Source organism: Pseudoalteromonas sp. SG44-17, assembly GCF_014164235.1.
Taxonomy (GTDB): Bacteria; Pseudomonadota; Gammaproteobacteria; order Enterobacterales; family Alteromonadaceae; genus Pseudoalteromonas; species Pseudoalteromonas rhizosphaerae.
The window spans coordinates 1-23,501 of sequence record NZ_JACJEV010000018.1 but is presented as its reverse complement, the minus strand read 5'-3'; the positions used below and the strand labels follow the sequence as shown (position 1 = coordinate 23,501).

General features: G+C 41.5%; 20 protein-coding genes. 5 read left to right on the top strand and 15 right to left on the bottom strand.

Annotated features, from left to right (window positions below; translation table 11 throughout):
- Positions 1 to 9: 9 nt before the first annotated feature.
- The 3 genes from dapD to H5182_RS13365 all read left to right on the top strand — a co-directional run bounded on the left by dapD (position 10) and on the right by H5182_RS13365 (position 2,382).
- Positions 10 to 837, top strand: coding sequence for a 2,3,4,5-tetrahydropyridine-2,6-dicarboxylate N-succinyltransferase (dapD, locus tag H5182_RS13375; RefSeq protein WP_145240464.1), 828 nt, complete (start codon positions 10 to 12; stop codon positions 835 to 837).
- Between the two features lie 240 nt (positions 838 to 1,077).
- Positions 1,078 to 2,091 (top strand): tetratricopeptide repeat protein, encoded by a 1,014-nt coding sequence (locus H5182_RS13370; RefSeq protein ID WP_259398305.1) that lies wholly within the window; start codon positions 1,078 to 1,080, stop codon positions 2,089 to 2,091.
- A gap of 6 nt (positions 2,092 to 2,097) precedes the next feature.
- Entirely contained in the window at positions 2,098 to 2,382 is a 285-nt protein-coding gene (locus tag H5182_RS13365; RefSeq protein WP_182734973.1) for a hypothetical protein, read from the top strand.
- 254 nt (positions 2,383 to 2,636) lie between these two features.
- Here H5182_RS13365 and H5182_RS13360 read toward each other — a convergent pair whose 3' ends face one another.
- Positions 2,637 to 3,665: a DUF2804 domain-containing protein gene (locus tag H5182_RS13360; protein WP_220496291.1), complete on the bottom strand. Its 1,029-nt coding sequence runs from the start codon at positions 3,663 to 3,665 to the stop codon at positions 2,637 to 2,639.
- A 260-nt stretch (positions 3,666 to 3,925) separates the two neighbouring features.
- Here H5182_RS13360 and H5182_RS13355 point away from each other — a divergent pair, with 260 nt between their 5' ends.
- Together H5182_RS13355 and H5182_RS13350 are read left to right on the top strand one after the other, a co-directional pair.
- Positions 3,926 to 7,036, top strand: coding sequence for an efflux RND transporter permease subunit (locus H5182_RS13355; RefSeq protein WP_182760165.1), 3,111 nt, complete (start codon positions 3,926 to 3,928; stop codon positions 7,034 to 7,036).
- A gap of 17 nt (positions 7,037 to 7,053) precedes the next feature.
- Entirely contained in the window at positions 7,054 to 8,124 is a 1,071-nt protein-coding gene (locus H5182_RS13350; RefSeq protein ID WP_257326219.1) for an efflux RND transporter periplasmic adaptor subunit, read from the top strand.
- Positions 8,125 to 8,186: 62 nt separating this feature from the next.
- On the opposite strand, the gene H5182_RS13345 is transcribed toward H5182_RS13350, so the two are convergent.
- The 14 genes from H5182_RS13345 to infB all read right to left on the bottom strand — a co-directional run.
- Positions 8,187 to 8,771 carry a hypothetical protein gene (locus H5182_RS13345; RefSeq protein ID WP_145240458.1) on the bottom strand — a complete coding sequence of 195 codons (585 nt, stop codon included), beginning with the start codon at positions 8,769 to 8,771 and terminating at the stop codon, positions 8,187 to 8,189.
- 118 nt (positions 8,772 to 8,889) lie between these two features.
- Positions 8,890 to 9,222 (bottom strand): Na+/H+ antiporter subunit G, encoded by a 333-nt coding sequence (locus H5182_RS13340; protein WP_145240456.1) that lies wholly within the window; start codon positions 9,220 to 9,222, stop codon positions 8,890 to 8,892.
- Positions 9,223 to 9,233: 11 nt separating this feature from the next.
- Positions 9,234 to 9,503, bottom strand: coding sequence for a K+/H+ antiporter subunit F (locus tag H5182_RS13335; RefSeq protein WP_016707651.1), 270 nt, complete (start codon positions 9,501 to 9,503; stop codon positions 9,234 to 9,236).
- On the bottom strand, positions 9,497 to 10,033 hold the full coding sequence (locus H5182_RS13330; protein ID WP_145240454.1) for a Na+/H+ antiporter subunit E: 537 nt from the start codon (positions 10,031 to 10,033) through the stop codon (positions 9,497 to 9,499). Before H5182_RS13330 ends, H5182_RS13335 begins: the two co-directional genes overlap by 7 nt.
- Complete coding sequence (locus H5182_RS13325) at positions 10,033 to 11,550, bottom strand: monovalent cation/H+ antiporter subunit D (protein ID WP_145240452.1); 1,518 nt, start codon at positions 11,548 to 11,550, stop codon at positions 10,033 to 10,035. The genes H5182_RS13330 and H5182_RS13325 overlap by 1 nt, the downstream gene beginning before the upstream one ends.
- A complete protein-coding gene (locus H5182_RS13320) occupies positions 11,547 to 11,894 on the bottom strand; it encodes a Na+/H+ antiporter subunit C (protein ID WP_145240450.1) in 348 nt (115 codons plus the stop codon). The genes H5182_RS13325 and H5182_RS13320 overlap by 4 nt, the downstream gene beginning before the upstream one ends.
- Positions 11,894 to 14,686, bottom strand: coding sequence for a monovalent cation/H+ antiporter subunit A (locus H5182_RS13315; RefSeq protein ID WP_145240448.1), 2,793 nt, complete (start codon positions 14,684 to 14,686; stop codon positions 11,894 to 11,896). Before H5182_RS13315 ends, H5182_RS13320 begins: the two co-directional genes overlap by 1 nt.
- A 213-nt stretch (positions 14,687 to 14,899) precedes the next feature.
- Positions 14,900 to 16,111 (bottom strand): hypothetical protein, encoded by a 1,212-nt coding sequence (locus H5182_RS13310; protein ID WP_182718694.1) that lies wholly within the window; start codon positions 16,109 to 16,111, stop codon positions 14,900 to 14,902.
- Positions 16,095 to 16,973: a lipoprotein NlpI gene (nlpI, locus tag H5182_RS13305; RefSeq protein WP_182731379.1), complete on the bottom strand. Its 879-nt coding sequence runs from the start codon at positions 16,971 to 16,973 to the stop codon at positions 16,095 to 16,097. The genes H5182_RS13310 and nlpI overlap by 17 nt, the downstream gene beginning before the upstream one ends.
- A 138-nt stretch (positions 16,974 to 17,111) precedes the next feature.
- Positions 17,112 to 19,238 (bottom strand): polyribonucleotide nucleotidyltransferase, encoded by a 2,127-nt coding sequence (gene pnp, locus H5182_RS13300; protein WP_182760164.1) that lies wholly within the window; start codon positions 19,236 to 19,238, stop codon positions 17,112 to 17,114.
- A 353-nt stretch (positions 19,239 to 19,591) separates the two neighbouring features.
- Complete coding sequence (rpsO, locus tag H5182_RS13295; protein WP_016707659.1) at positions 19,592 to 19,861, bottom strand: 30S ribosomal protein S15; 270 nt, start codon at positions 19,859 to 19,861, stop codon at positions 19,592 to 19,594.
- A 108-nt stretch (positions 19,862 to 19,969) separates the two neighbouring features.
- A complete protein-coding gene (gene truB, locus H5182_RS13290) occupies positions 19,970 to 20,920 on the bottom strand; it encodes a tRNA pseudouridine(55) synthase TruB (RefSeq protein WP_145240440.1) in 951 nt (316 codons plus the stop codon).
- Entirely contained in the window at positions 20,904 to 21,362 is a 459-nt protein-coding gene (gene rbfA, locus H5182_RS13285; protein WP_145240438.1) for a 30S ribosome-binding factor RbfA, read from the bottom strand. The genes truB and rbfA overlap by 17 nt, the downstream gene beginning before the upstream one ends.
- A gap of 111 nt (positions 21,363 to 21,473) precedes the next feature.
- The coding region (gene infB / locus H5182_RS13280) for a translation initiation factor IF-2 (RefSeq protein WP_182760163.1) at positions 21,474 to 23,501 on the bottom strand (2,028 nt) is incomplete at its 5' end.

Below are 23,501 nucleotides of genomic sequence, written 5' to 3'. Positions count from 1 at the left end.
GAGGATCTTATGTCAGATTTAAAAACCACCATTGAAAACGCCTGGGATAACCGTGATAGCATCAGCCCGAGCACAGTACCTAGTGATGTAAAACAAGCCATAATCGATGTACTTGAGCTACTTGATAGTGGTGCCGCACGCGTTGCTGAAAAAATCAGTGGTGAGTGGGTTGTCCATCAATGGCTAAAAAAAGCCGTGTTACTGTCGTTTCGTATTCGTGACAATCAACCAATGAACGACGGCGTAAACCAGTTTTATGACAAAGTACCACTGAAATTTAGCGACTATACACCGGAGCAATTTCAGCAAGGTGGCATGCGCGTTGTACCAAACGCTGTTGCCCGTAAAGGCAGCTTTGTCGGTAAAAATGTAGTATTGATGCCATCATATGTAAACATTGGTGCTTACGTTGATGATGGCACTATGGTTGATACATGGGCCACTGTAGGCTCGTGTGCACAAATTGGTAAGAACGTACACTTGTCAGGAGGTGTTGGCATAGGTGGCGTTTTAGAGCCATTACAAGCCAATCCTACTATCATTGAAGATAACTGTTTTATTGGTGCACGCTCTGAAATTGTAGAAGGCGTGATCGTTGAAGAAGGCGCTGTTATTTCAATGGGTGTTTACATCAGCCAAAGTACTCGCATTTACGACCGCGAAACTGGCGAGATCCACTACGGCCGCGTACCAGCAGGTGCAGTGGTTGTTCCAGGCGCACTGCCATCAAAAGACGGTACTCACAGCTTGTACGCTGCAATTATCGTGAAAAAAGTAGATCAGCAAACCCGCGAAAAAGTAGGGATTAATGCATTATTGAGATCGATAGACGAATAATAGAGAGCTGAAAAGTTCTAAACAATAAGCTGATTGACATTAACAGTAAATAAATGAAAGCCCTAAATCTATATAGATCTAGGGCTTTTTCTATCTGTGTTATTTTCTCTTTTATGATAAATATCACCTTTAAATACAACATACTTGATAGCTGAGAACTTATTCTGGTTTATTAGCTTTGATTTGTATGACTGCGGCAACTATAATTATCAATCACATCATTAAGTAATTGAGATCAAGTTGTTACGGCTTTTCGTTATATGTTGGTTCCTGTTACTTGGTTTTCAGCAAGCTTTTGCTACTGAACTAAGCACTTTTGAAAATAAGTTAAACGAAGCTGAAGACTACCTTGTGGTCAACCCAGCGCAATCTATTATTATTCTTGAAAATCTTGACGATATCGATAAAGTTTCACCTGAGTTATTTATTCGTTGGCATCTTATTAACGCCCGAGCAGCCGTTCCGACCAGCCAATTTGACCGCCTTCATCAGTCTGTAGATGCGATATTTAGTCAGCAGCAAGCCCCTTATTTCAAAAAGAGAATAACGTCTATTATGAGTGCGTTAGGTATTTGGCTACGCTATGCAGAGTATTTAGACGATGCCCAACTAAGTTTTCAATGTGGTTATAAATACGCTGAAAATGATCGTCAACGCTTGACGCTTACCAACAGTATGGCACTGGTCGCTATGGCACAAAATAACAATGACGAAGCGCGTAACCTATATGCCGAAAGCTATAATTTCACGGTGCGTTTAAACCTCCCTAATGTTGTCGCCATGATAGAAAGTAACTTGGGCTATTTGGCACTTGATGAGAATAAAATCCCAGAAGCTGAACATTATTTTCGTAGTGCCTTAAGCCGTTATCAAATTATTGACAAGCGAGCGGGACAAATTTCTGCAGGATTAAATCTGTTAATGGTATTTTTGATCCAAGATCAAACAATAAACTTTGAAAGGTTATACGGACCCACATCCACTTTAACCCATGCCTTTCCCAATGAGGCTAAACAAGCTTTATTACTGTGGCTGGAAATGCGTTTTAAAAAACTTAAAGGAAATTATGTTAGCCGAAAGGACATAGCACAATTGCAAATAGCTTACGAGCAATTAGAAAGCGATCAAATGAAAACCTTTGTACACCGTTACTTTGCTAAAAAGCTCGAAGTCCCTATCGTACCACCAAAGAAAATCCTCCCTAAAAAGTTTACTCGTTCTTGGTTTGAGTTAGTTAAAAAGTGTCAGTGGTAATTGTTGGTGGCACTTTACAACATCTCCCTTTTTTCTTATTACCAACTGGGCGGATTTAATTTCGCAGCGCTGGGGTTCACGCCTGAGCAATTTGGTTACAGTGGGATTTTTTTGGGACTAGGCTCACTGCTGGGGAGTTACCTTAACAACGGCTTGCTGGCGAAGCATGTGTCGCAGCATTTGCTGTTGCAAGCTGCCGCGACTTTACTCACGTTGGGTGCTGTCGGTGTTTACCTAATACAAGATTCGATTTGGTTTATCACACAGTGCATTAAGCACTATAGTCGTTAAACAAATCGATTGAATTTAGTGACGCGGCAACGAGCTGATCTTGGGATAGATGTTAAGTTCATTTTTAAACGATAGTCAGGTTATACCAATCGTGTAAAGTTACTGACCATTTATAGCGACAGATAAATGGAGTGATAACAAGGCATAAATTTTGACATGCAGTTGTTCTACTTGAAAAAATTATAACGCAGTTAGCGCTTTATTTAGCTCGCTAGGGTGGTTAAATATTTAAGTCGATTGGTATTAAGTACTCTTTACCACTTCGCATAGTGGTCTTCGGTAAATCCCCATTCGCCGTTAAGTGTGATAACTTCGTCTGCAAGAGTTATTTCACCATAGTAACGGCCGAAGTGTTGAGTGAAGTTAGTCGCGATAATAATTAAGTTGGTTTTATCTTGGCGTTTACCTATTGGTTCGAAGTATAAATTGATGATACCGTCGTTTGAACGCAGCCGCCATTTACTCGTTGCTTTAGCATTACCATAGCGCTCAAATTGAAAATCGACCATATCAATTTTATAAAGCGTGCCATCGAGCCACAAGGCGTTTTCGGTAAAACCTGTTTCAATAACCCCCGCACTTAAATTTAAACCTAAGCGGCGGCCATCAGCTAATGTGCAGGCTAAACTCCCCCAGTTCCAAAAGGTTTCGCGACGCATGAAACCCGCGCTCCAATCAACACTTGCCAGTATTTTAAGCTCTTCAAATACATATTTGTTACCACGCCACTGAAGTGTTCCAGTACAGGGTAATGCGGCAGTTTTTTGGGTAAAATGAAAGCCTGTAAAACCGGCACGAACACACACCGCAAGCGGGTTATAATTTATCGATTCATCAATACAGGCACTAATTTTCAGCCCGGACTTTAAATTTACCTCTACCGAGCGTATTTGCGGCTTAGCGGTTGTATTAATAGTTACGCTGTTACGCCCTTTTCGAAAAGTCGCTTGCCCGGTGTTTGGTGTGCTATCAATACACGTATTTAAAGCCAGTAAGCTGATAAAACTGACTTCATCGAATTCTGTCGTTTGTGGGTCGTATACATATACAAAACATTGACTCGCAATTTTTAAATCAACGATCGCTAAACCAATAATTAACTGCTCGCAACTCAAACTAATAAATTGAAATTGATTAAAGCTTAACTTTTTAAAAAGCGTACTTCTGGATTTACCCATAGTACTACGCAGGTCAAAATCCAAGTAATTGATGTCATCTACTCCATCTGGAAAAATACCAAAGTCGGCTTGTCCATCTTGGTCAATCAGCTCATGCTTTTTCATGATAAGCTCCTTGCTTTTTAAACAACATTTTATCGATTAAAAATATTGTTAGTAAGTCTAACTCAAAACAACTTAAAAATGATCGCTTAAAAAAGTGCCACCGAATTTATACTTAAAGTGTTACAAGTTATTACAAAATTGCCTCTTTTGGCTGATTTAGTGGTTTCTTGGTTACTTTTTGACATACATTCTATTTATGATAGTGGCGCTTTTTTTACATATCACTACAATGCACAAAAACAAATATTGGAAGACACACAATGAACCTGACACGTAGTTCGCTAAAAAACCCTGCGAGTGTCATTGTTATCTTGGTGCTAATTATGTTGTTTGGCATATTAAGCATTTTTAAGTTGCCGATTCAATTAACCCCTGATATTGAACAACCGCAAATTACAATTTTCTCTGGTTGGCGACAAGCTGCACCCGAAGAGATTGAATCGGTTATCATTGAGCCCATTGAAAATGCAGTTAAAAATACACCTGGCGCATTAGAAGTAAATACCAATATCAACCGAGGCAATGGCGCTATTACGCTAACCTTTGCTGTTGGCCAAAATATGCAACAAGCCATGCTTGATGTATTAACCAGCCTTAATCAAGCTCCCCCTTTACCTTTAGACGCATTCGACCCTGTTGTATTCGCTGGCGGAAATAATGGTGAGGCGGCAGCAACCTTACTGATCACACCTAAAGATTATCAATCGGATAGTTTAGATTTTGATATGTCGCAGTTTCAAAAACAAATTGATGAGTTTATCGAACCACGATTAGCGCAAATTCCAGGTGTTGCGCGGGTGGATCTGGCCAGTGAACGCCCGAAAGAATTGCGTATTACGTTTGATCCGCATAAAGCAGCAGCCTTAGGAATAAGCCTAGATAAAATTAGTAACGTACTTGCCAGTTCACGAGATACTTCAGGTGGCTTAGCTAATGTAGGTAGGCGCCAATATACAGTGCGTTTTACGGGACAATATGACTTATCTAGCATGGCACAAATGCGCGTTGGTTACTCAGATGATAGGCCTATTTATTTAGGCGATATAGCCAGTGTTGAACGGACTTACTCTGACCGCTTAGGTATGAGTGGACGTAATGGAAAACCAGCCTACTACATCCGTATTTCTCGCGCTAATAAAGCCAATACGGTTGCGTTACTTGACGATATTAATCTAGCAATAAAAGAGCTAAATGAAGGGCCGCTGGCAGCGAATGGACTCTCTATTGAGCTTAGTTTTGATGCCTCGGTGCATATAAGCAATGCACTGTCGTTAGTTAAAAGTAACTTAGGCCTTGGCGTTATTTTGTCTTGCTTAATTTTATGGTTATTTTTTAGAGGCCTGAAAGCTACTTTAGTGATTGCAGCGACTATTCCAATCTCATTGATGGTGGCATTTTTAGCGCTTAATGTTTTTGACCGTAGTCTAAATGTTATATCACTCGCGGGTCTGGCATTTGCTGTTGGCTTAGTGTTAGATGCGGCTATTATAGTACAAGAAAATATCGCCAGACTTCGCGCTGAAGGCCTAGATAATAAAAAAGCGGCGCTTAAAGGAGCGGCCCAAGTTACTGGGGCGTTATTTGCATCAACAACAACGAGTGTTGCAATATTTTTACCTATTTTATTTATGGCTGGTATTGAAGGGCAATTGTTTTCTGATTTAGCACTGACACTCTCTGTAGCGGTTATCACATCAATGATATGCGCAATTACACTTATCCCATTAGCGAATCATCTATGGCCCGATGCGCAAATCAAAGCGGACCCATATCATTACTATTGGCAAAAGCTCAGTAATTTTATTATGAAGTTAACGAACACTCGCGTTAAGCAAATTATGTGGATTATCGTATTACTTGGCGGCTCAGTGATAGCAACATTAACTATGCTACCGAAAACCGATTTTATGCCACGCGCGCCTACTGATGGCTTCTTTTTCAATTTGGTCACGCCACCAGGTGGGAATGTGCAATTTATGGAAGAAGAGCTCTTACTCAGAGTTAAAAAACGACTCATGCCCTACTTCAATGGCGAAAAAGAACCTAGCATTAAAGATTTTAATTTTTATGCTTTTGGCTCAAATGCAGGTGGCTTTATTTACTCAGCCGATCCACAACGAGTCGAAGAGTTAATGAAAGTAGCCAAAGAAGAGATTTTTATTGATTTACCCGACACGCAAGTATTTTTCTTTCGTGGTTCAATGATCCAAGTTGCAAACGGTGGTGATGGCCGCGATATCAATATTGACCTAACCGGGCCGAACATGGATGACTTAGTTAATGCAGCACAAATTGCACTAAACGCCGTCAATGAAGTTCTACCAGATGCTACCGCCCAGCCACAGCCTCGTCTTGATATGGCTGAACCTGAACTTAGACTAACACCTAATGATCGCCGTATTACCCAAGCAGGCCTGACTCGTCGAGATGTATCGCAAGCAGTACAAGCATATACTGGTGGTTTATTTGTGAATGAATATTTTGATGGTAATGAACGCATGAATGTCATTTTACGAGGCATTCCTTGGCAAACCCCAGAAGAACTAAAAGCACTGCCGATTGTTACCCCACAAGCAGGTATACAAAGCCTTGGCGAGCTTGCCAACATTGAACGTACTGTGGGACCCACTCAGTTACGTCGGGTAAATGGTCGCCGTACAGTGAGCATAGTCGTAACTCCACCTGCTGATATGAGCTTACAACAAGCGCAAGCAATTTTAAGCGAACAGGTAATGCCTAAAGTCAGAGCTAGCCTGCCAAGTAATGCGGGAGCAATATTGGCTGGCAACGCACAAAAAATGAATTCGGCGATGACCGAAATGGCGCTGAATTTTGTGTTGGCGTTGTTTATTTTATTTTTATTAATGACAGCACTGTTTAAATCCGCAAAAGACAGTGCGTTGGTTTTACTGGTTATGCCTCTAGCCATTGCTGGTGGCGTATTAGCGCTGTTTATTTTAAACCTATTTACTTTTCAATCGCTTGATTTGCTCACCATGATAGGGTTTATCATTTTGTTAGGGTTAGTAGTTAACAATGCCATATTATTAGTGGATCAAACTAAGGTAGCGATGACATCAGGTTTAAGTCGTGAGGCGGCGGTCAAACAAGCGATATTACTAAGGGCAAGGCCTGTTTACTTAAGTACACTTACGAGCTTATTTGGCATGCTGCCATTGATGCTAATGCCAGGTGTAGGCTCTGAAATTTACAGAGGGCTTGCAACCGTTATAGTCGGTGGTATGGCGATCAGTGCGTTGTTCACTCTCATTTTAATGCCTAGTTTGTTACAGCTAGGCCGAAGCACACCGCCTGCGTCAAATAATAAATCAGTAAACAATACAGCAAAAAGTTTAGCTACAAGCCAATGAGTATAGAGAACCTAATCATGAATAGAATTAAACTAGCCATGCAGTCTTTCATCCTATGTAACTGTTTATTTATAGCACCTGTTTTTGCCGTTATTCCTGTGACTGTTGCACAGGTCACTAAAGCGCCGTTAACCAGTGAAATAGAAGTTAATGGTACGCTGTTTGGCAAAGACGATGTTACTTTAACAGCAGGTATTAGTGGCCGTCTTATCTATGTTGCCGAGCCTGGCAGCGTGATCAAGAAAAATGATATTTTAGTTCGTATGGATACCTTACCTTTAGAATTAGATAAAGCACGCCAAGAAGAAATGCTCAATCGCGCTAATATTAATTTACGTTTATATCAACAAGACCTAAAACGCTTAAAAGAGTTAGAAAAATCTAGCAGCGCCGCACTAAGCCAAGTAGACGAAGTGCAAAATAAGCACGATCTGGCTCGCTCTGACATAGCACTTGCGAAGATCGAACTTAAAGTAATCGATGACAAACTAACAAGAGCAACTATTCGTGCGCCATTTGCTGGCGTTGTAAGCGAGCGCTTTAAGCGCGCAGGTCGTGAAATAAACCGTGCTGATGAGTTACTTACGCTACTTGATATTCATCATTTAGAAGTACGTATATATGTACCCGTTAGATACTTAAAATATTTACGAACAGGCATCGAACTTCCCATTAAAGCGGGTGACTTATCGCAACCAGAAACAGCTGCAGCAATAATAACTGCGGTAATTCCATCTACAGATCCACGCTCTCAGACAGTTGAAATACGCGCCAATTTACAAGCAGATGCACAACACGCTTGGGCAATTGGCCAACTTGTTGATGTAACCGTGCCATTGACCAGCAAAAATCCGGTATTATTGGTAAATCGAGATGCGTTAATCATCCGTAAGCAAGGCATACATGTGGTTAAAATTGATGCGAAAAGTCAAGCGATAAAAATTCCTGTAACCGTTGGCAGTGGAAAAGGGCCACTTGTCGAAGTCTCGCCAATTGCAGATAACGGTTTAAATGCAGGAGATAACGTGGCTGTGCGTGGTGCTGAACGTTTACAAACAGGGCAAGATGTCGAGATACAGATAAAATAATCAGAACTCTAACTAGTAGGCCGTTTCATCCAGCAACTTTTCCCAAAGTTGCTGGGTACAACTCAGTATTTACAGCCAAATCCACTGATATCTATTGGTTTAATTTGTTCGCCTTTACCACTGTGATCGTCATGCTTGATGATTAAGGTATTCGCTTTTTCACTAAATGTGAACGACCCTAACCAATCGAGGGTGGCTATCGGTGTTAAAGTATAAAAGCCATTTTTATCAGTGCATTGATAAGAAAAATAATGCGTTGCTTTGCCAAACGCGCCAACATCCGAGGTATACACACTAATATTCCCCTGTTGCCGGTAGTCGTCGGCTTGAGTGCCAACCACTAGATACAATGCACTAATGATTGCTAGGACAATAAATTGGATCCCTGCCAATATAAAAAAGCTGATATCAAATAATTTAGCATACCAAACTCGGGGCTCGTCATGATGGGGATGACCGTGGCTTGCTAACAAAAAGCCACCGATAGTCACCAATATTAATTTAATCGGCATCATATAAGCACTGAGTAAATACATGCTTTTTGCATTATGCCATTGCAGCCCAAAAGCCGTTGGTATAAATAAACTATCTAGCAACGGCAATAATATCAGCAAGCACGCGATAATAAGTTTTTTATGTTTTAGCATTTATAAGTGATGGCAGTTGATGATAGGTTTGAGTGTACAAATAAAAACCGTGAATAAAAAGCCCGTTAAAGTAACTTAACGGGCTGATATTAATCTTCAATCTTCAATCTTCAAAAAATTAATCGTCTTCGATGTTATCCAAACCTTTGGTGCCGTCTTTGGCTTTTAGTTTATGGTGTATTGCTGATTTTATTAGCATGTAACCGCTGATCGGTGCGGTGATCAATAAGAAAATTGAGATCAATAATTCTTTGACACTAACGCCATCTTGCGTGTTACTAAAAAATACCATCGCGGCGATTAGCATTCCAGCCATGCCAAGGGTTGTAGCTTTTGTAGGACCATGCAGACGCATAAAAAAGTCCGGCATTTTGATAAGGCCTATCGAGCCTATTAATATAAATGCACCACCGATTAATAATAATATAGAAACTATCCATTCACTGATCATGTTATTACCCTTTATTCGATGATGTCGCCACGTAACAAGTACTTACATACAGCTACTGTACTTACAAAGCCAAGCATCGCGATTAACAGTGCAGCTTCAAAATACAACCCTGTGCCCATACTCATACCGTATAAAATAATTAACGCTATGGTATTAATATACATAGTATCTAGCGCTAAAATGCGGTCAGGTACCGAAGGGCCTACCACCAAACGCCATAAGTTAAGCAGTAACGATAAACCAATCATTGCAAAAACAATTAAAAAGACCGTTTCTAACATTGAAATATCTCCTTAAGAGGTGCTTCGTAACGTTGTTTAATGGTGTCGATCAATGCTTGTTCGTCATCTAAATCTAATACATGAATAAGCAAATAACGCTGCGTTGGTTGCTCACCCTCAGCGAGAGATTCAGGTATCGGATATACCTCTGCACTTACGGTGCCCGGTGTGAGCGATACTGTGCTTGCCAAAATAGTTATAGGCATAGCATGGCTGAGCTCTATTGGTACTTTTACAAACGCGGGACGCAGTTTTTTAACTGGCCCAAGAATAAGCAATGCGACTTGCATATTGGCGGTAATAATGTCGTACATCACGATAATTAACTGCTTTAGCGCTAAACCGGGCTTAATAATAAGCGGTTGCGGTTCGCGAAATGGAAAACTGACTAAAGGAATTAAAATAGCGAATATCACAGCCAACACTATATGACCTGCCGATACGCTGTTATTAAGTAGCAGCCATACGACAAACAATAATGCACTGCGAAAAGGTGTTGGTAACCAACGAAAACGTGATTCTAAACGCATTATAAGCCCCCTCCAAGTACCGTATTGATACCACCGGTAATATCATGCAATTGCGTAGCAGCAGCAATCATATATTCACTTACTGCGCCGCCAAAGATCACTAACAAAGGCGAACAAACTAATAAAGCAATTATTGCCGTGATCTGCAATGGATGCGCTTTTACTCCTTCAGTCGGTTCACAGTCTTGGTGTTTGCGTTCCCAAAACAAGGTAGTACCCGCTCGAGATAATGCGACCAATAATGCAAAGCTGGCAAGCAAGTAAACAGGCCAAAATAGCAATGCTTTTTCGCTATCTAAGGTGGTTTTTAAAATCCACACTTTACCAATAAACCCTGACAGTGGTGGCATGCCGACTACAGCTAAAGCAGCAATAATAAAGCACGTGCCTAATAAGTATGGTTGCGCTACGCCGCGTCCTGGCGCAAAACGATCCGCAACTTTACCACGCTGATGAGCGATCAGGTCGGCCACTAAAAATAAGGCCGCGCACACTAAGGTTGAATGCACTAAGTAATACAACAGCGCCGCTGTGGCATTAATGTTTTGTAATGCGACTAAGGCGACTAACGTCCCCACCGATACAATCACTAAATTAGCAGTGAGCTTACGTAAATCTTGCGCGGCAACAACACCAATGGAGCCAACTATAATAGTTGCAACGGCCAAGCCCCACAACCATGGTTGTGCCATGTGTGCAAGTTGCCCTGCTTCATCACCAAAGATAACGGTATAGACACGCAGCATTGCGTATACACCCACTTTAGTCATAATTGCGAATAACGCTGCCACCACAGGCATTGCACTAGCGTAAGTATTGGGTAACCATAAGTGCAGTGGTAACAATGCGCCTTTTAGCGCAAAAACAACCAGCAGTAATAACCCACCAATTTTTGCAAGGTAGACGTCATCGCCCTGTAACTGCGACACTTTTTGTGCCATATCAGCAATATTCAAGGTGCCTAAAACACCATATAAAATACCCAGTGCAATCAAAAACACACTCGATCCAATCAGGTTTAAACTCACGTATTGAATGGCTGATCGCGTTTTGTGTTTATCACCGTCATGCATTAGTAATGAGTAGGAAGCAATTAACAGCACTTCAAAAAATACAAACAGGTTGAATAAATCCCCTGTTAAAAAAGCACCGTTAACACCCAGTACCAAAAAGTGTACTAAAGGATGAAAAAAGCCCCCTTTTTCATCATCTCCCATACAGCTGTAAACAGTAACAGCCAAACCTAGAAATGACGTTAGTAACACCAGTAGGACTGACACTAAATCAGCAACCAGCACGATCCCAAATGGGGCTTGCCAGCCGCCGATGGCATACACAATAATGCCTGACTGGAAAACTTGCCATAATAATAGCGCACTGACGAAAGTGTTTAATAATGCCATGACTACAGAGGCAACACGACGAATAGGAATACTTTTCCCACAGGGAGGTAACAGTAAAATAATGCCGGCAAGCATAGGTAATAAAATTGGCCAAGAAGCTAGATGCTGGATCATTTGTGCTCCTTGTGTTCAATTTTACCTAAGTGACCATCTACATGATCATTGCCTAAATCAGCACGACCACGAATTGCCAAAATCACGACAAAGGCGGTCATTGCAAAACCAATTACAATAGCTGTCAGTACCAACGCTTGCGGCAGCGGATCGGCATAGTCAGTGCCTGTACCAAGCACGACGGCTTTATTAATAGTTAAGCGCCCCGCAGAGAATAAAAATAAGTTCACTGCGTATGACAGCATCGTTAACCCTAATACTACCGGAAAAGTCCGTGCTCTTAGGATCAAGTACACCCCACAAGTCACCAGTACACCAACGCATGATGCGTATAACAGTTCCATTAAATATTTACCTCTTTCTTAGGTGTATCTGCGGTTAACTTACCTAGGCTTGCGAGTATCATTAAGGTCGCGCCGACTACGGTCATGTAAACACCTAAATCAAATACGATGGCACTGGCCAGTTCTACTTTGCCGATAAATGGCACATCAAAATATTCAAACCAAGTGGTTAAAAACGGTCGTCCAAATGCCCAACTTCCTAGCCCTGTTAACATTGCAATGGCGATACCCGAGGCAATGATCTTTCGATAGTTCACATCAAAGCGCTCAGAGATCCAAATTGAACCATGAGCCATATACTGCAAAATAAAGGCAATTGCAGTGACTAACCCGGCAATAAAGCCCCCACCAGGTAAGTTATGACCGCGCAAAAAGATATACGCAGAGACTAATAACGCCAATGGCAATAAACTTTGTGAAATACTGGCTAATAACAGAGGATGACGTTCTCGCGCCCAAGGGCGACCTTCACTGTCACTGGCTGGCATAAACAATGGTAAATTAGTTAATACTTTATAAATACCTAACGCTGCAATCCCCAGTACCGTGATTTCCCCTAGGGTATCAAAGCCCCTGAAATCAACCAAAATAACGTTTACGACGTTGGTACCGCCTCCGCCAGTTTTTGCATTGGCGATAAAGAAATCTGAAATTGACTCAAGCGGACGCGTTAATAATGCATAACAAATACTGGCAATAACCACCCCCACTGCTGAGGCAATCCCTAAATCACGTAAAATACGTAATGAACTCGACTCTTTAGGTGTGCGTTGCGGTAAGAAGAATAATGCCAGCATTAATAAAATGACTGTCACTACCTCTACGGTTAACTGTGTAAGCGCTAAATCGGGCGCTGAGAAGCGAGTAAATGCCACTGAAACCATTAACCCTACGATTGATATCATCAATAACGATACCATCCGTGAGCGATGCCAAATCACAGTGCTAATGGCACCGATGATCATTAAACCTGCACCAATGGCATTATGAAAATCGATCGGCGTACGTGGCGCAGTACCCGCCAAAGCGTTCATTTCAAACAATGGCCAACCAGCACACAACAATACGACCCCCAACATCACAACAATGTAACGTTGCAGAGAACCATTTTCGGTGCTGCTGATTTTTTCTTGACTCCACTTAATGATCGTATAGACAAACCGCTCAAAGGTTTTTTTAGCATTTAATGGAGGTAGTGATGCTTGAAACTTAAATAAGTGCTTGCGCTGAATATATATAAATACACCGCCCACGACAGCCATCGCACTCATAAGCAATGGTAAATTAAAACCATGCCAAATTGACAGTTTAAACTGTGGTGTCGCTTCCCCAAGAACTGCTAGCGACGCCGCTGACAAAATACCATCAACCACAAAGTTTGGAAACATACCGACTAGTAAACACAACACAACTAGTATTTCGATTGGCACACGCATATAGCGAGGAGGCTCATGCGGTGTTTTTGGTAAATTGATTGGGTCGCCATTAAAGAATACATCGTGAATAAAGCGTGCCGAATATGCCACAGAAAAAGCAGCCGCTAGAGTTGCTAATACAGGAATAAGCCACGACATAGAACCTAGTATTTGTTGATGTAAGGTTTCTGCAAAAAACATTTCTTTTGACAAGAAACCATTTAATAGCGGCACCCCAGCCATTGCCGCTGCAGCAACCATTGCCAGTGTCGCTGTATAAGGCATAAATCGCCACATACCATTGAGCTTACGCATATCTCGCGTACCAGTTTCATGGTCAATAATACCGGTGGCCATAAATAATGATGCTTTAAACGTTGCATGGTTAATAATATGAAATATTGCCGCTACTGTGGCAAGTTCAGTATCTAACCCAAGTAATAAAGTGATCAAACCTAAATGGCTAATGGTTGAATACGCCAGCAGCCCTTTTAAATCATGCTTAAATAAAGCGATGTAGGCGCCGACCAATAACGTTGTTAAGCCGGTCATGGCAACCAAAATAAACCAGATATCTGTTCCAGCTAACGCTGGATAAAAACGTGCAAGTAGGAAGATACCGGCTTTTACCATAGTCGCTGAATGCAAATAGGCACTCACTGGCGTTGGGGCTGCCATTGCGTGCGGTAACCAAAAATGAAATGGGAATTGAGCTGATTTAGTAAATGCACCTAGCAATACCAACACTAATGCAACTTCGTATAAGTCATGTGACTGGATCAATGTTTTGCTAGCTAAGATAACGTCTAGATCATAGCTACCAACAATATCACCAAGCAGTAGTAAGCCGCCTAGTAGAGCTAATCCGCCGGCTCCAGTGACTGCTAATGCCATACGTGCCCCTTTGCGGGCCTCTGATTTATGCCACCAAAAACTGATTAACAAAAATGAGCTAATACTGGTTAATTCCCAAAACAGCCATAGTTGAATCACGTTATTCGACATCACAATACCTAGCATTGCAGTCATAAACAGCATTAAGTAACAGTATAATTTTGGCATCGAGTCATTATTACTTAGGTAATAACGGGTATAAAAAATAACCAGCAACCCGATCCCTAAGATCATAAAGATAAACAATAAGCTTAAGCCATCTAGGCGAAAAGCCAGCTCCATACCCAGCGCTGGTATCCATTGTGTGGTAAAGCGAATTGTCTCACCCGCTAAAACCGCTGGCGTGTGATAAATCGCAATTGCTAAGGCGCATAAAGGCGCTAGCATAGTTAAGCTCGTAGATTGATTACGAGTCAATTTGCCGGTGCAGGAAGAAATAACACTGCCAATTAAGGATAACAGGGGTATCCAGAGCAAAGTCATAGAGAGAAACCTTTTGAAGTCATAAGAGTATCAATACACTGCTAGTTAGTTTTAGTTTAGTACTGGTCATTTCGGATGGTTTTAATTTTAGCTTCAATAAACGCTTTATAGGTATATAGTTATACTGATCAGCGACGATTTTGTCTATAGTAAGCCCTTCTACCTGCTGTTATTTTGTACTATTTTAGTGCTGACAGCATATTATTTACAACTTTATCCCTCAATATTTTTTTTTGTCATTTTGTTTATAAAGTTCATAGGTGCTTTAAATTGCTGAAAATAGTCGCTAAATCGTAGTGGTTGATAGCTCGGATCAGTAATTTGTTGCAACCATAATTGTTGATAATGCACTGACAAAGGGATTTGTTGATATTGCATTATTGACCAGTTATGACTTGGTTTATATGCTTTAATTGGTGTTTGACAGCTATCACTTAGCTGCCAGCCAGCCGGTGGTGTAAGATCATTGGCAATAAAAAGGTTCGGCGCCACCAAGCCTTTTTGATTACATAACCACGCCTGCTTCGCTGCGGGTAATGGATACTCATCTTCAAAGCCGTTAAAGTGCATCAGCTCATGTAAAAATAAACCGTAATAACTCGCCGAGTTTAAGTGCATTATGCCACCTTGCACATTGCCTGAGCCAGTTGCGGTCATCATCACTATAAAATCAAAGCCCGTTGGCCAAGCTTTATTGTGAGCTAAAGGCTGCCAATCACATTTAGCGGCATGTTGCGGCTGTTGTTGGCAGTTTATGGAGTCCCCTAAATAAATCGGCTTACTAAAACAAAAACTGCCTGAGCTCGGTTGGGGGTGTTGTTGATAACGAATTTTAAATGCATTAAGTTTTGCTAAACCTTGGCGATGATCTGTCATCATCAACACATTAAACTGACACTGCGGTTGCGCTTGCAGCTGTGAAAAGGATAATAAAAATCCCTCATGACTGGCAAAGCTTTGGTCAATACTCGCCGGTGTGGCGCCATGGTGTAATTTTAATTGTTCTGCCGCATGACTTGCAGGCAACAGGTGTTGCTCTGCCAGTGATGTTAAATCATCCCAACGTTCTGATTGCAGTAACAATGCACTGAGTCTGCGGCGCTTATCAACACTTTGCTGAGCCACGCTAACACGCCAAAAAGGTAAAGCCGATTGTGCTTGATCATTTGTTAGTAACCGCAGTGCCCAAGCAAATTGTGCATCTGTAACAGCATTTATAGCTAATAAGTATAAGGTAGCATCAGTCAATGAATTAAGCTGAGCATTAAAATCGTCAATAAAACGATAATAACTAATAAGAATAGAATCTGGGGTATGTTTTACATGCCAAAAGGCAATATCGCGATGCTGATTAACTGAGCTTGGTAAATATCCCAAACTCAGCATAACAACAACGCTAATAAATAATTTAACTGTCGTTTTCACCAGCCATTAACTCAAGCTCTAAACGGGCATATTTATATTCCACAAACTCATGCACATTGGTGGCAAGTGCTAAACGAAAGAAATCTGCGGCTTGATAATCAAGCCCTTTAGCTTGATATATTTTAGCTAAATAAAAGTAAGCTTCGCATAGCCGCTGCGCATATTCTTGTTCAGTTTTAACACCATCGGCAAGACTTGTTAAAAAGCTCTGCTCGCTCATATCGCCCAAATAAAGTGATATTAAACTATACGCCCATTGACTATCATCCAGCCCTTGTGCGTTGGCTTTTAAGTTTGCTATAGCTTGCACAGGATCAGCGCTTGCTTGCGCTAGATAAAGCCATAATACCCGGTAAGGATCACTTGGCGAACGTGATAAAAACTCTTTAAGATCAGCCGCTGCAAGATTTGCTCTATCGCCATAGTAAAGAGCAATACCACGATTTAAGTAGGCATATTCGTGTTGCTCATTGAGTTCTAACGCTGAATCAAAAAATTCATAGGCTTTTTCAAATTGTTGCATCAAGGTATGGTGAATACCTAAAAAGTTATACACTTCGGCTAAATCGGGCTTCAATTGCACAGCACGATTAAAATCAATCCGCGCCAAGGTAGACATACCTAAACTATCAAATAATACGCCACGGTCATAAAATAATTTTGCTTGTTGATCTGGCGCTAGATCAGCACGATTTAATAATTCAGAATAACGAGCTATCGCTATTTCACTACGAAAATCAGACGCTAAAGGCGCAGTGAAAGGCACATTCACAATCGCAGTCGGTTGTGCTTGCGAAGTAGATTGACAGGCGCTTAAAGACAGAATAGCAAACGATGCCAAGGCTATGTGTTTAAGTATCATTAAAATCCTTTATACCAAGATAAGTAGCAAACTGATAGGACAAGTGCTATCCAAAGAGGTTTCATTAAAGCATAAAAAAAGAGGCTATACAGCCCCTTTTTATATTATCCAGAGAATATCTGGATTAAATATCAACAATTAAGCGTCAGTTGGTGCATCAGCTGTGGCAGCTGCTGATTCCATTGCTTCTTTGATACTTAAACGTACACGACCTTGACGGTCTACTTCTAGTACTTTAACTTTAACTTCTTGACCTTCAGATAGGTGATCTGTCACGTTATTTACGCGCTCAGTACTGATCTGAGAGATATGCACTAGGCCATCTTTACCAGGAAGAATGTTTACAAACGCACCGAAATCAACGATACGTACAACTTTACCTTCGTAGATAGTACCTACTTCTAGTTCAGCTGTTAATTGCTCAATGCGGCTAATTGCATTTGCTGCGCTTTCACCGTCTGTTGCTGCAATTTTGATTGTACCGTCATCACCGATTTCAATCGTAGTACCTGTTTCTTCAGTAAGTTGACGAATAGTTGCGCCGCCTTTACCGATAACTTCTGCGATTTTCTTCTGTGGTATCTTCATAGTGTAGATACGTGGAGCAAACATTGAAAGCTCTTCAGATGGTGCAGAAATCGCTTCGTCCATCACACCTAAGATGTGTAAACGTGCAGCTTTTGCTTGTTTAAGCGCAATTTGCATGATTTCTTGAGTGATACCTTCAATCTTGATATCCATCTGTAGTGCAGTGATACCTGCAGCAGTACCAGCTACTTTAAAGTCCATGTCACCTAAGTGATCTTCATCACCTAAGATGTCAGAAAGAACTACGAATTTTTCGTCTTCTTTAACTAGACCCATCGCGATACCCGCAACAGACGCTTTAATTGGCACACCCGCATTCATAAGTGCAAGTGAAGTACCACATACTGATGCCATTGAAGATGAACCATTTGATTCAGTGATCTCAGATACAACACGGATTGAGTAAGGGAACTCAGTCAATGTAGGCATTACAGCTTGGATACCGCGCTTAGCTAGGTTACCGTGGCCGATTTCACGACGCTTAGGAGAACCTACAAAACCTGTTTCACCTACGCAGAACGGAGGGAAGTTATAGTTAAGCATAAAGTGGTTTTTGTGCGTGCCAGTTAAATCATCGATTAACTGTGAATCACGTTCTGTACCAAGTGTAGCTGTTACCAGTGCTTGTGTTTCACCACGCGTAAAGATTGCAGAACCGTGAGTACGTGGCAATACGCCAGTCATTACGTCAAGTGCACGGATCATATCTGGTTCACGACCATCGATACGTTTTTCGCCAGCAGTGATGCGCCCACGTACGATTTTCTTCTCAAGAGAACCAAATACTTTGCCAACTTCTTGCTTGTCTAGTGACTCGCCTTCAGCAAGCTCAGCTGTTAATACAGCAACAACTTCGTCTTTAGCTACGCCAAGTGCTTCTTTACGAGCCACTTTATCAGTGATGCGGTAAGCTTCGCCTACTTTATCAGCTGCGATTGCTGCTACTTTATCTTCTAAAGCAACGTTCTTTTCAGGTGCTGCCCAATCCCATGTAGGCTTGCCAGCTTCTGCTTTGAATTCGTTAATTGCGTTGATGATAGCTTGAGATTGCTCATGACCATATACAACCGCACCTAGCATAACGTCTTCTGCAAGTACGTCAGCTTCTGATTCAACCATAAGTACTGCGTTATCAGTACCAGCAACAACTAAATCAAGTTGGCTTTCTTCAAGCTCTTTTAGCGTTGGGTTAAGTACGTATTCGCCGTTGATGTAACCAACGCGCGCTGCACCAATTGGACCACTGAATGGGATACCAGAGATAGCAAGTGCTGCTGAAGTACCGATCATCGCAACCATATCAGGTTGAATTTCAGGGTTAACAGAAACAACAGTAGCAATAACTTGTACTTCGTTTACAAAACCATTTGGGAAAAGTGGACGAATTGGACGGTCAATAAGACGTGCAATAAGTGTTTCACCGTCGTTAGGACGACCTTCACGCTTTAAGAAACCACCAGGGATACGACCTGCAGCGTACATACGCTCTTGGTAGTTAACTGTTAGTGGGAAAAAATCTTGGCCAGGTTGTGCTTCACGCTTACCAACAACAGTAACTAATACTGATGTGTCGCCAATACTTGCTAGTACTGCGCCGTCTGCTTGACGAGCGATTGCACCGGTTTCTAGGGTAACTGTATGTTGACCTAGTTGAAATTCTTTAATAATTGCTTGCACTTAAAATGTTCCTTAAATGTGTTCTAATAAGTTGCCATCAAAGTACCAATTACAGTACATAATTGTATTCAGTTGGAAATCAATTAAGTACTACAATTGGCAATGATGTGAATAAGCGTAGATAAACCTTTTTATCTACGCGCATAGTATATAACAAAGTAATGCAAAATTGCGAGCTTAGTCCCTAGATAAAAGTGGTGATAATAGGCGCGCTAAAAAGTGTGCTTTGCTGTCACTAACTATGTGGCTTTTATTTGATATTTCAAGAGAATTAATTGTTGTGGACAGAGAGAGTGAGAAATTTCAGGCACAAAAAAAGGAGCTATAAAGCTCCTTTCTATGTAATCTAGTTCTTAGCGACGTAGGCCAAGTTCTTGGATTAACGCAGTATAACGTGCAATGTCTTTACCTTTAAGGTAATCAAGCAGTTTACGGCGAGTGCTTACTTTACGAAGCAGACCACGACGTGAGTGGAAGTCATGCTTGTGATCAGCAAAGTGACCTTGAAGCTTGTTGATATCAAAAGTAAGAAGTGCAACTTGTACTTCAGGTGAACCAGTGTCGCCTTCTGCACGTGCGAATTTTGCGATGATATCGATCTTTTCTTGATTGCTTAGTGACATAGTAACTCCAAAAATAAAATTTAAAAGGTGTCTTAGCCGATCACTAATTCAGCCAAAACGATTAGCGGGCGTATTCTACCAGCTACGGCAATAACTACAAGCTAAACTTTACGCTGTTGTTTCTTGCTGATTTGATAAGCCACGTTTTGACTTTAAATGGCCATCAGGATTACGTTCACCAGTGCCAATAAACACACCATCAGCGAGCACTTTAATTGCCCCTTCTGGCAGTTCAATATCAAGTACAACCGCCTGACCATGGCTAAAAGAACTACCTTGCTCTTTACTGAGCTCAACCACAGGTAAACCAACTAATGCGGTGTCCATTGGCAGTAATAGTTCATCAAGATAAGTAGAAGGCGTAAGCTCTTCTTGTTTCGCTTTTACTAATAACGCTTCTAACTGCTCAAGTGACACCATTTTGTCAGCAGGGTAATGCCCTACCGCACTGCGATGCAACATGATCACATGCGCGCCACAACCTAGGTTTTCGCCTAAGTCATCGACGATAGTACGAATATAAGTACCTTTTGAAACATGGGCGGTCATTTGCACTTCGTTATTAGCTTCATCGAACTCATCTAGTGTTAAACTAAATACGTTGATTTTTCTGCACTTGCGAGGTACTTCAATGCCTTCACGCGCATATTTATATAAAGGTCGGCCTTCATATTTTAACGCTGAATACATTGACGGGTATTGATCTGATTCACCTAAAAACTTAGCAATTTCTTCGCTAAGTTGCTCAGCCGTCACATTGACATCTTTAGTACTGACAATTTCACCATCAGAATCTGATGTTGTCGTACGTTCACCTAATTTAGCGCGAACTACATAGGTTTTGTCAGTATCGAGTAAAAACTGAGTAAATTTAGTCGCTTCACCAAAACAGATAGGCAGCATACCCGTTGCAAGCGGATCAAGGGCACCGGTGTGCCCCGCTTTTTGTGCAAAATACACACTTTTAGCTTGCTGTAGCGCTTTATTTGATGAAATGCCTATTGGTTTGTTTAACAACAAAATACCGTCAACTGGACGGCCTTTACTGCGCTTTGCCATCTGTATTAGTGCCTTCTTCGCTGTCTGTTTCGTCGATATGCTCTGCATCATCTACGCTATCAACTTCGTCATCTACATGCTTTGCTTTATCTTCACGAATAATAGAATCAACAAGGTTTGAAATACGCATGCCTTCCATCAGTGAATTATCAACCACAAACTTAAGCTCTGGCATAATACGGGCACGAATGCGTTTGCCAAGTAGTGAGCGAATATAACCGGTCGCTTCATTTAATACTTTAGCACTTTGCTTTGCAGCATCTTCATCTTGGGTGTTAAACACAGTAATAAAGATTTTTGCATAAGATAAATCACGTGATACTTCTACAGCAGATACTGTAACCATACCTAAACGTGGATCTTTAATTTCACGTTGCAAAATAACAGCAATTTCTTTTTGAATTTGCTGAGCAACACGATCAGTACGAGAAAACTCTCTCATTAGACTCTACTCTAAAAATTATAACTCATTGAGAAATATAAATAAGTTATTTAAATAATGGATACACAAATGGGGGCTGAGCCCCCATTTATTATCTTAGCTTACGAACAATTAAAGTGTACGTTGTACTTCAACTGTTTCGAATACTTCGATTTGGTCACCAACGCGAACGTCGTTATAGTTCTTAACGCCGATACCACATTCCATGCCGTTACGAACATCAGCAACATCGTCTTTAAAGCGACGAAGTGACTCAAGCTCACCCTCGTAGATAACCACGTTATCACGAAGTACACGAATTGGTGCGCTACGTTTAATAACACCTTCAGTAACCATACAACCAGCGATAGCGCCAATTTTAGGTGACTTGAATACGTCACGAACTTCAGCTAGACCAATGATCTCTTGCTTGAACTCTGGTGCTAACATACCAGACATAGCTTGCTTCACTTCGTCAATCAAGCTATAGATAACGCTGTAGTAACGTAAGTCTAAGTTCTCAGACTCAATTACTTTACGTGCCGATGCATCAGCACGAACGTTAAAGCCAACCACGATTGCATTAGATGCTGCAGCAAGGGTTGCGTCAGTTTCAGTGATACCACCTACGCCTGAGCCTACAATCTTCACTTTAACTTCATCTGTTGACAGTTTAGTCAATGAATCAGAGATTGCTTCGATTGAACCTTGAACGTCTGCTTTAAGTACCACATTAACTTCAGATACATTGCCTTCAGTCATGTTAGTAAACATGTTTTCAAGCTTCGCTTTTTGCTGACGTGCTAGTTTAACATCACGGAATTTACCTTGACGGTAAAGTGCAACTTCACGGGCTTTACGCTCGTCTTTAACTACAGTTGCTTCGTCGCCCGCTGCTGGAATACCAGATAGACCTAAAATCTCAACTGGGATTGAAGGACCTGCAGACTTGATGTCTTTACCGTTTTCATCGCGCATTGCACGAACACGACCATACTCAAGACCACATAATACAATGTCACCTTGGTTAAGCGTACCAGATTGTACAAGGATAGAAGCAACTGGACCACGGCCTTTATCAAGACGAGATTCAATAACAACACCAGCAGCCATACCCACAGTTGGAGCAGTAAGTTCTAACAACTCAGATTGGTTTAATACCGCTTCAAGAAGGTCATCAATACCTAAACCAGTTTTAGCAGAAATATGCACATACTGTGTATCACCGCCCCACTCTTCAGGAATAACGTCTAGTTGAGCAAGCTCATTCTTAACGCGATCTGGGTCTACGCCTTCTTTATCCATTTTGTTAACAGCGATAATTAAAGGAACGCCAGCTGCACGCGCATGCTGAACCGCTTCTTTAGTTTGTGGCATTACACCATCATCTGCTGCAACCACTAGGATTACGATATCTGTTGCTTTAGCACCACGAGCACGCATTGACGTAAACGCCGCGTGACCAGGAGTATCCAAGAAAGTGATCATGTTACCATTTACGTCAACATGATAAGCACCGATATGCTGTGTGATACCACCGGCTTCGCCAGAGGCCACTTTTGCTGAACGAATATAATCAAGCGTTGACGTTTTACCATGGTCAACGTGACCCATTACAGTTACTACTGGTGCACGTGGCTCAGATTTACCATCTTCATGACGGTCATTTAGTACTGTTTGCTCTAATTCGTTTTCTTTAACAATGATAACTTTGTGGCCCATTTCTTCTGCAACTAACTGTGCAGCTTCTTGGTCGATCACTTGGTTAATGGTAACCATGTCACCCATTTTCATCATTGTTTTTACAACTTCAGCGCCCTTAACGGCCATGCGTGATGCAAGCTCAGCAACTGTAATTGTTTCGCTAATACGCACTTCGTTTTTCACGTCAACCGTTGGCTTTTGGAAGCCATGTTGTAATGAAGCTGGTGCTTTTAGCTTGCTTTTCTTGCCTCTTGAAGGAACAAATTTCTCCTTCGCTGGGGCTTTTTTCTTTTTCTTAGCACGGCGTGTGCCTTGCTCATCACGCGCATCAGCAACATCTTCTGCTTCACGTGCGTAAGTAGAAGTCGTAAGGTGGTGATCAGCGGTTTCTTCGCGCTTCTTACGTTCTTCTTCTTCTTTCTTCCAGCGAGCTGAATTTTCTTCTGCTAGCTTTCT

Bases quoted from the DNA above. Each gene is read 5' to 3' on its own strand.
- nlpI (WP_182731379.1), bottom strand. From the start codon at position 16,973: ATGATACTTAAACACATAGCCTTGGCATCGTTTGCTATTCTGTCTTTA.
- H5182_RS13355 (WP_182760165.1), top strand. From the start codon at position 3,926: ATGAACCTGACACGTAGTTCGCTAAAAAACCCTGCGAGTGTCATTGTT.
- rpsO (WP_016707659.1), bottom strand. From the start codon at position 19,861: ATGTCACTAAGCAATCAAGAAAAGATCGATATCATCGCAAAATTCGCA.
- dapD (WP_145240464.1), top strand. From the start codon at position 10: ATGTCAGATTTAAAAACCACCATTGAAAACGCCTGGGATAACCGTGAT.
- H5182_RS13315 (WP_145240448.1), bottom strand. From the start codon at position 14,686: ATGACTTTGCTCTGGATACCCCTGTTATCCTTAATTGGCAGTGTTATT.
- H5182_RS13345 (WP_145240458.1), bottom strand. From the start codon at position 8,771: ATGCTAAAACATAAAAAACTTATTATCGCGTGCTTGCTGATATTATTG.
- truB (WP_145240440.1), bottom strand. From the start codon at position 20,920: ATGGCAAAGCGCAGTAAAGGCCGTCCAGTTGACGGTATTTTGTTGTTA.
- H5182_RS13360 (WP_220496291.1), bottom strand. From the start codon at position 3,665: ATGAAAAAGCATGAGCTGATTGACCAAGATGGACAAGCCGACTTTGGT.
- H5182_RS13320 (WP_145240450.1), bottom strand. From the start codon at position 11,894: ATGGAACTGTTATACGCATCATGCGTTGGTGTACTGGTGACTTGTGGG.
- H5182_RS13340 (WP_145240456.1), bottom strand. From the start codon at position 9,222: ATGATCAGTGAATGGATAGTTTCTATATTATTATTAATCGGTGGTGCA.
- H5182_RS13350 (WP_257326219.1), top strand. From the start codon at position 7,054: ATGAATAGAATTAAACTAGCCATGCAGTCTTTCATCCTATGTAACTGT.
- H5182_RS13330 (WP_145240454.1), bottom strand. From the start codon at position 10,033: ATGCGTTTAGAATCACGTTTTCGTTGGTTACCAACACCTTTTCGCAGT.
- H5182_RS13325 (WP_145240452.1), bottom strand. From the start codon at position 11,550: ATGATCCAGCATCTAGCTTCTTGGCCAATTTTATTACCTATGCTTGCC.
- H5182_RS13335 (WP_016707651.1), bottom strand. From the start codon at position 9,503: ATGTTAGAAACGGTCTTTTTAATTGTTTTTGCAATGATTGGTTTATCG.
- rbfA (WP_145240438.1), bottom strand. From the start codon at position 21,362: ATGAGAGAGTTTTCTCGTACTGATCGTGTTGCTCAGCAAATTCAAAAA.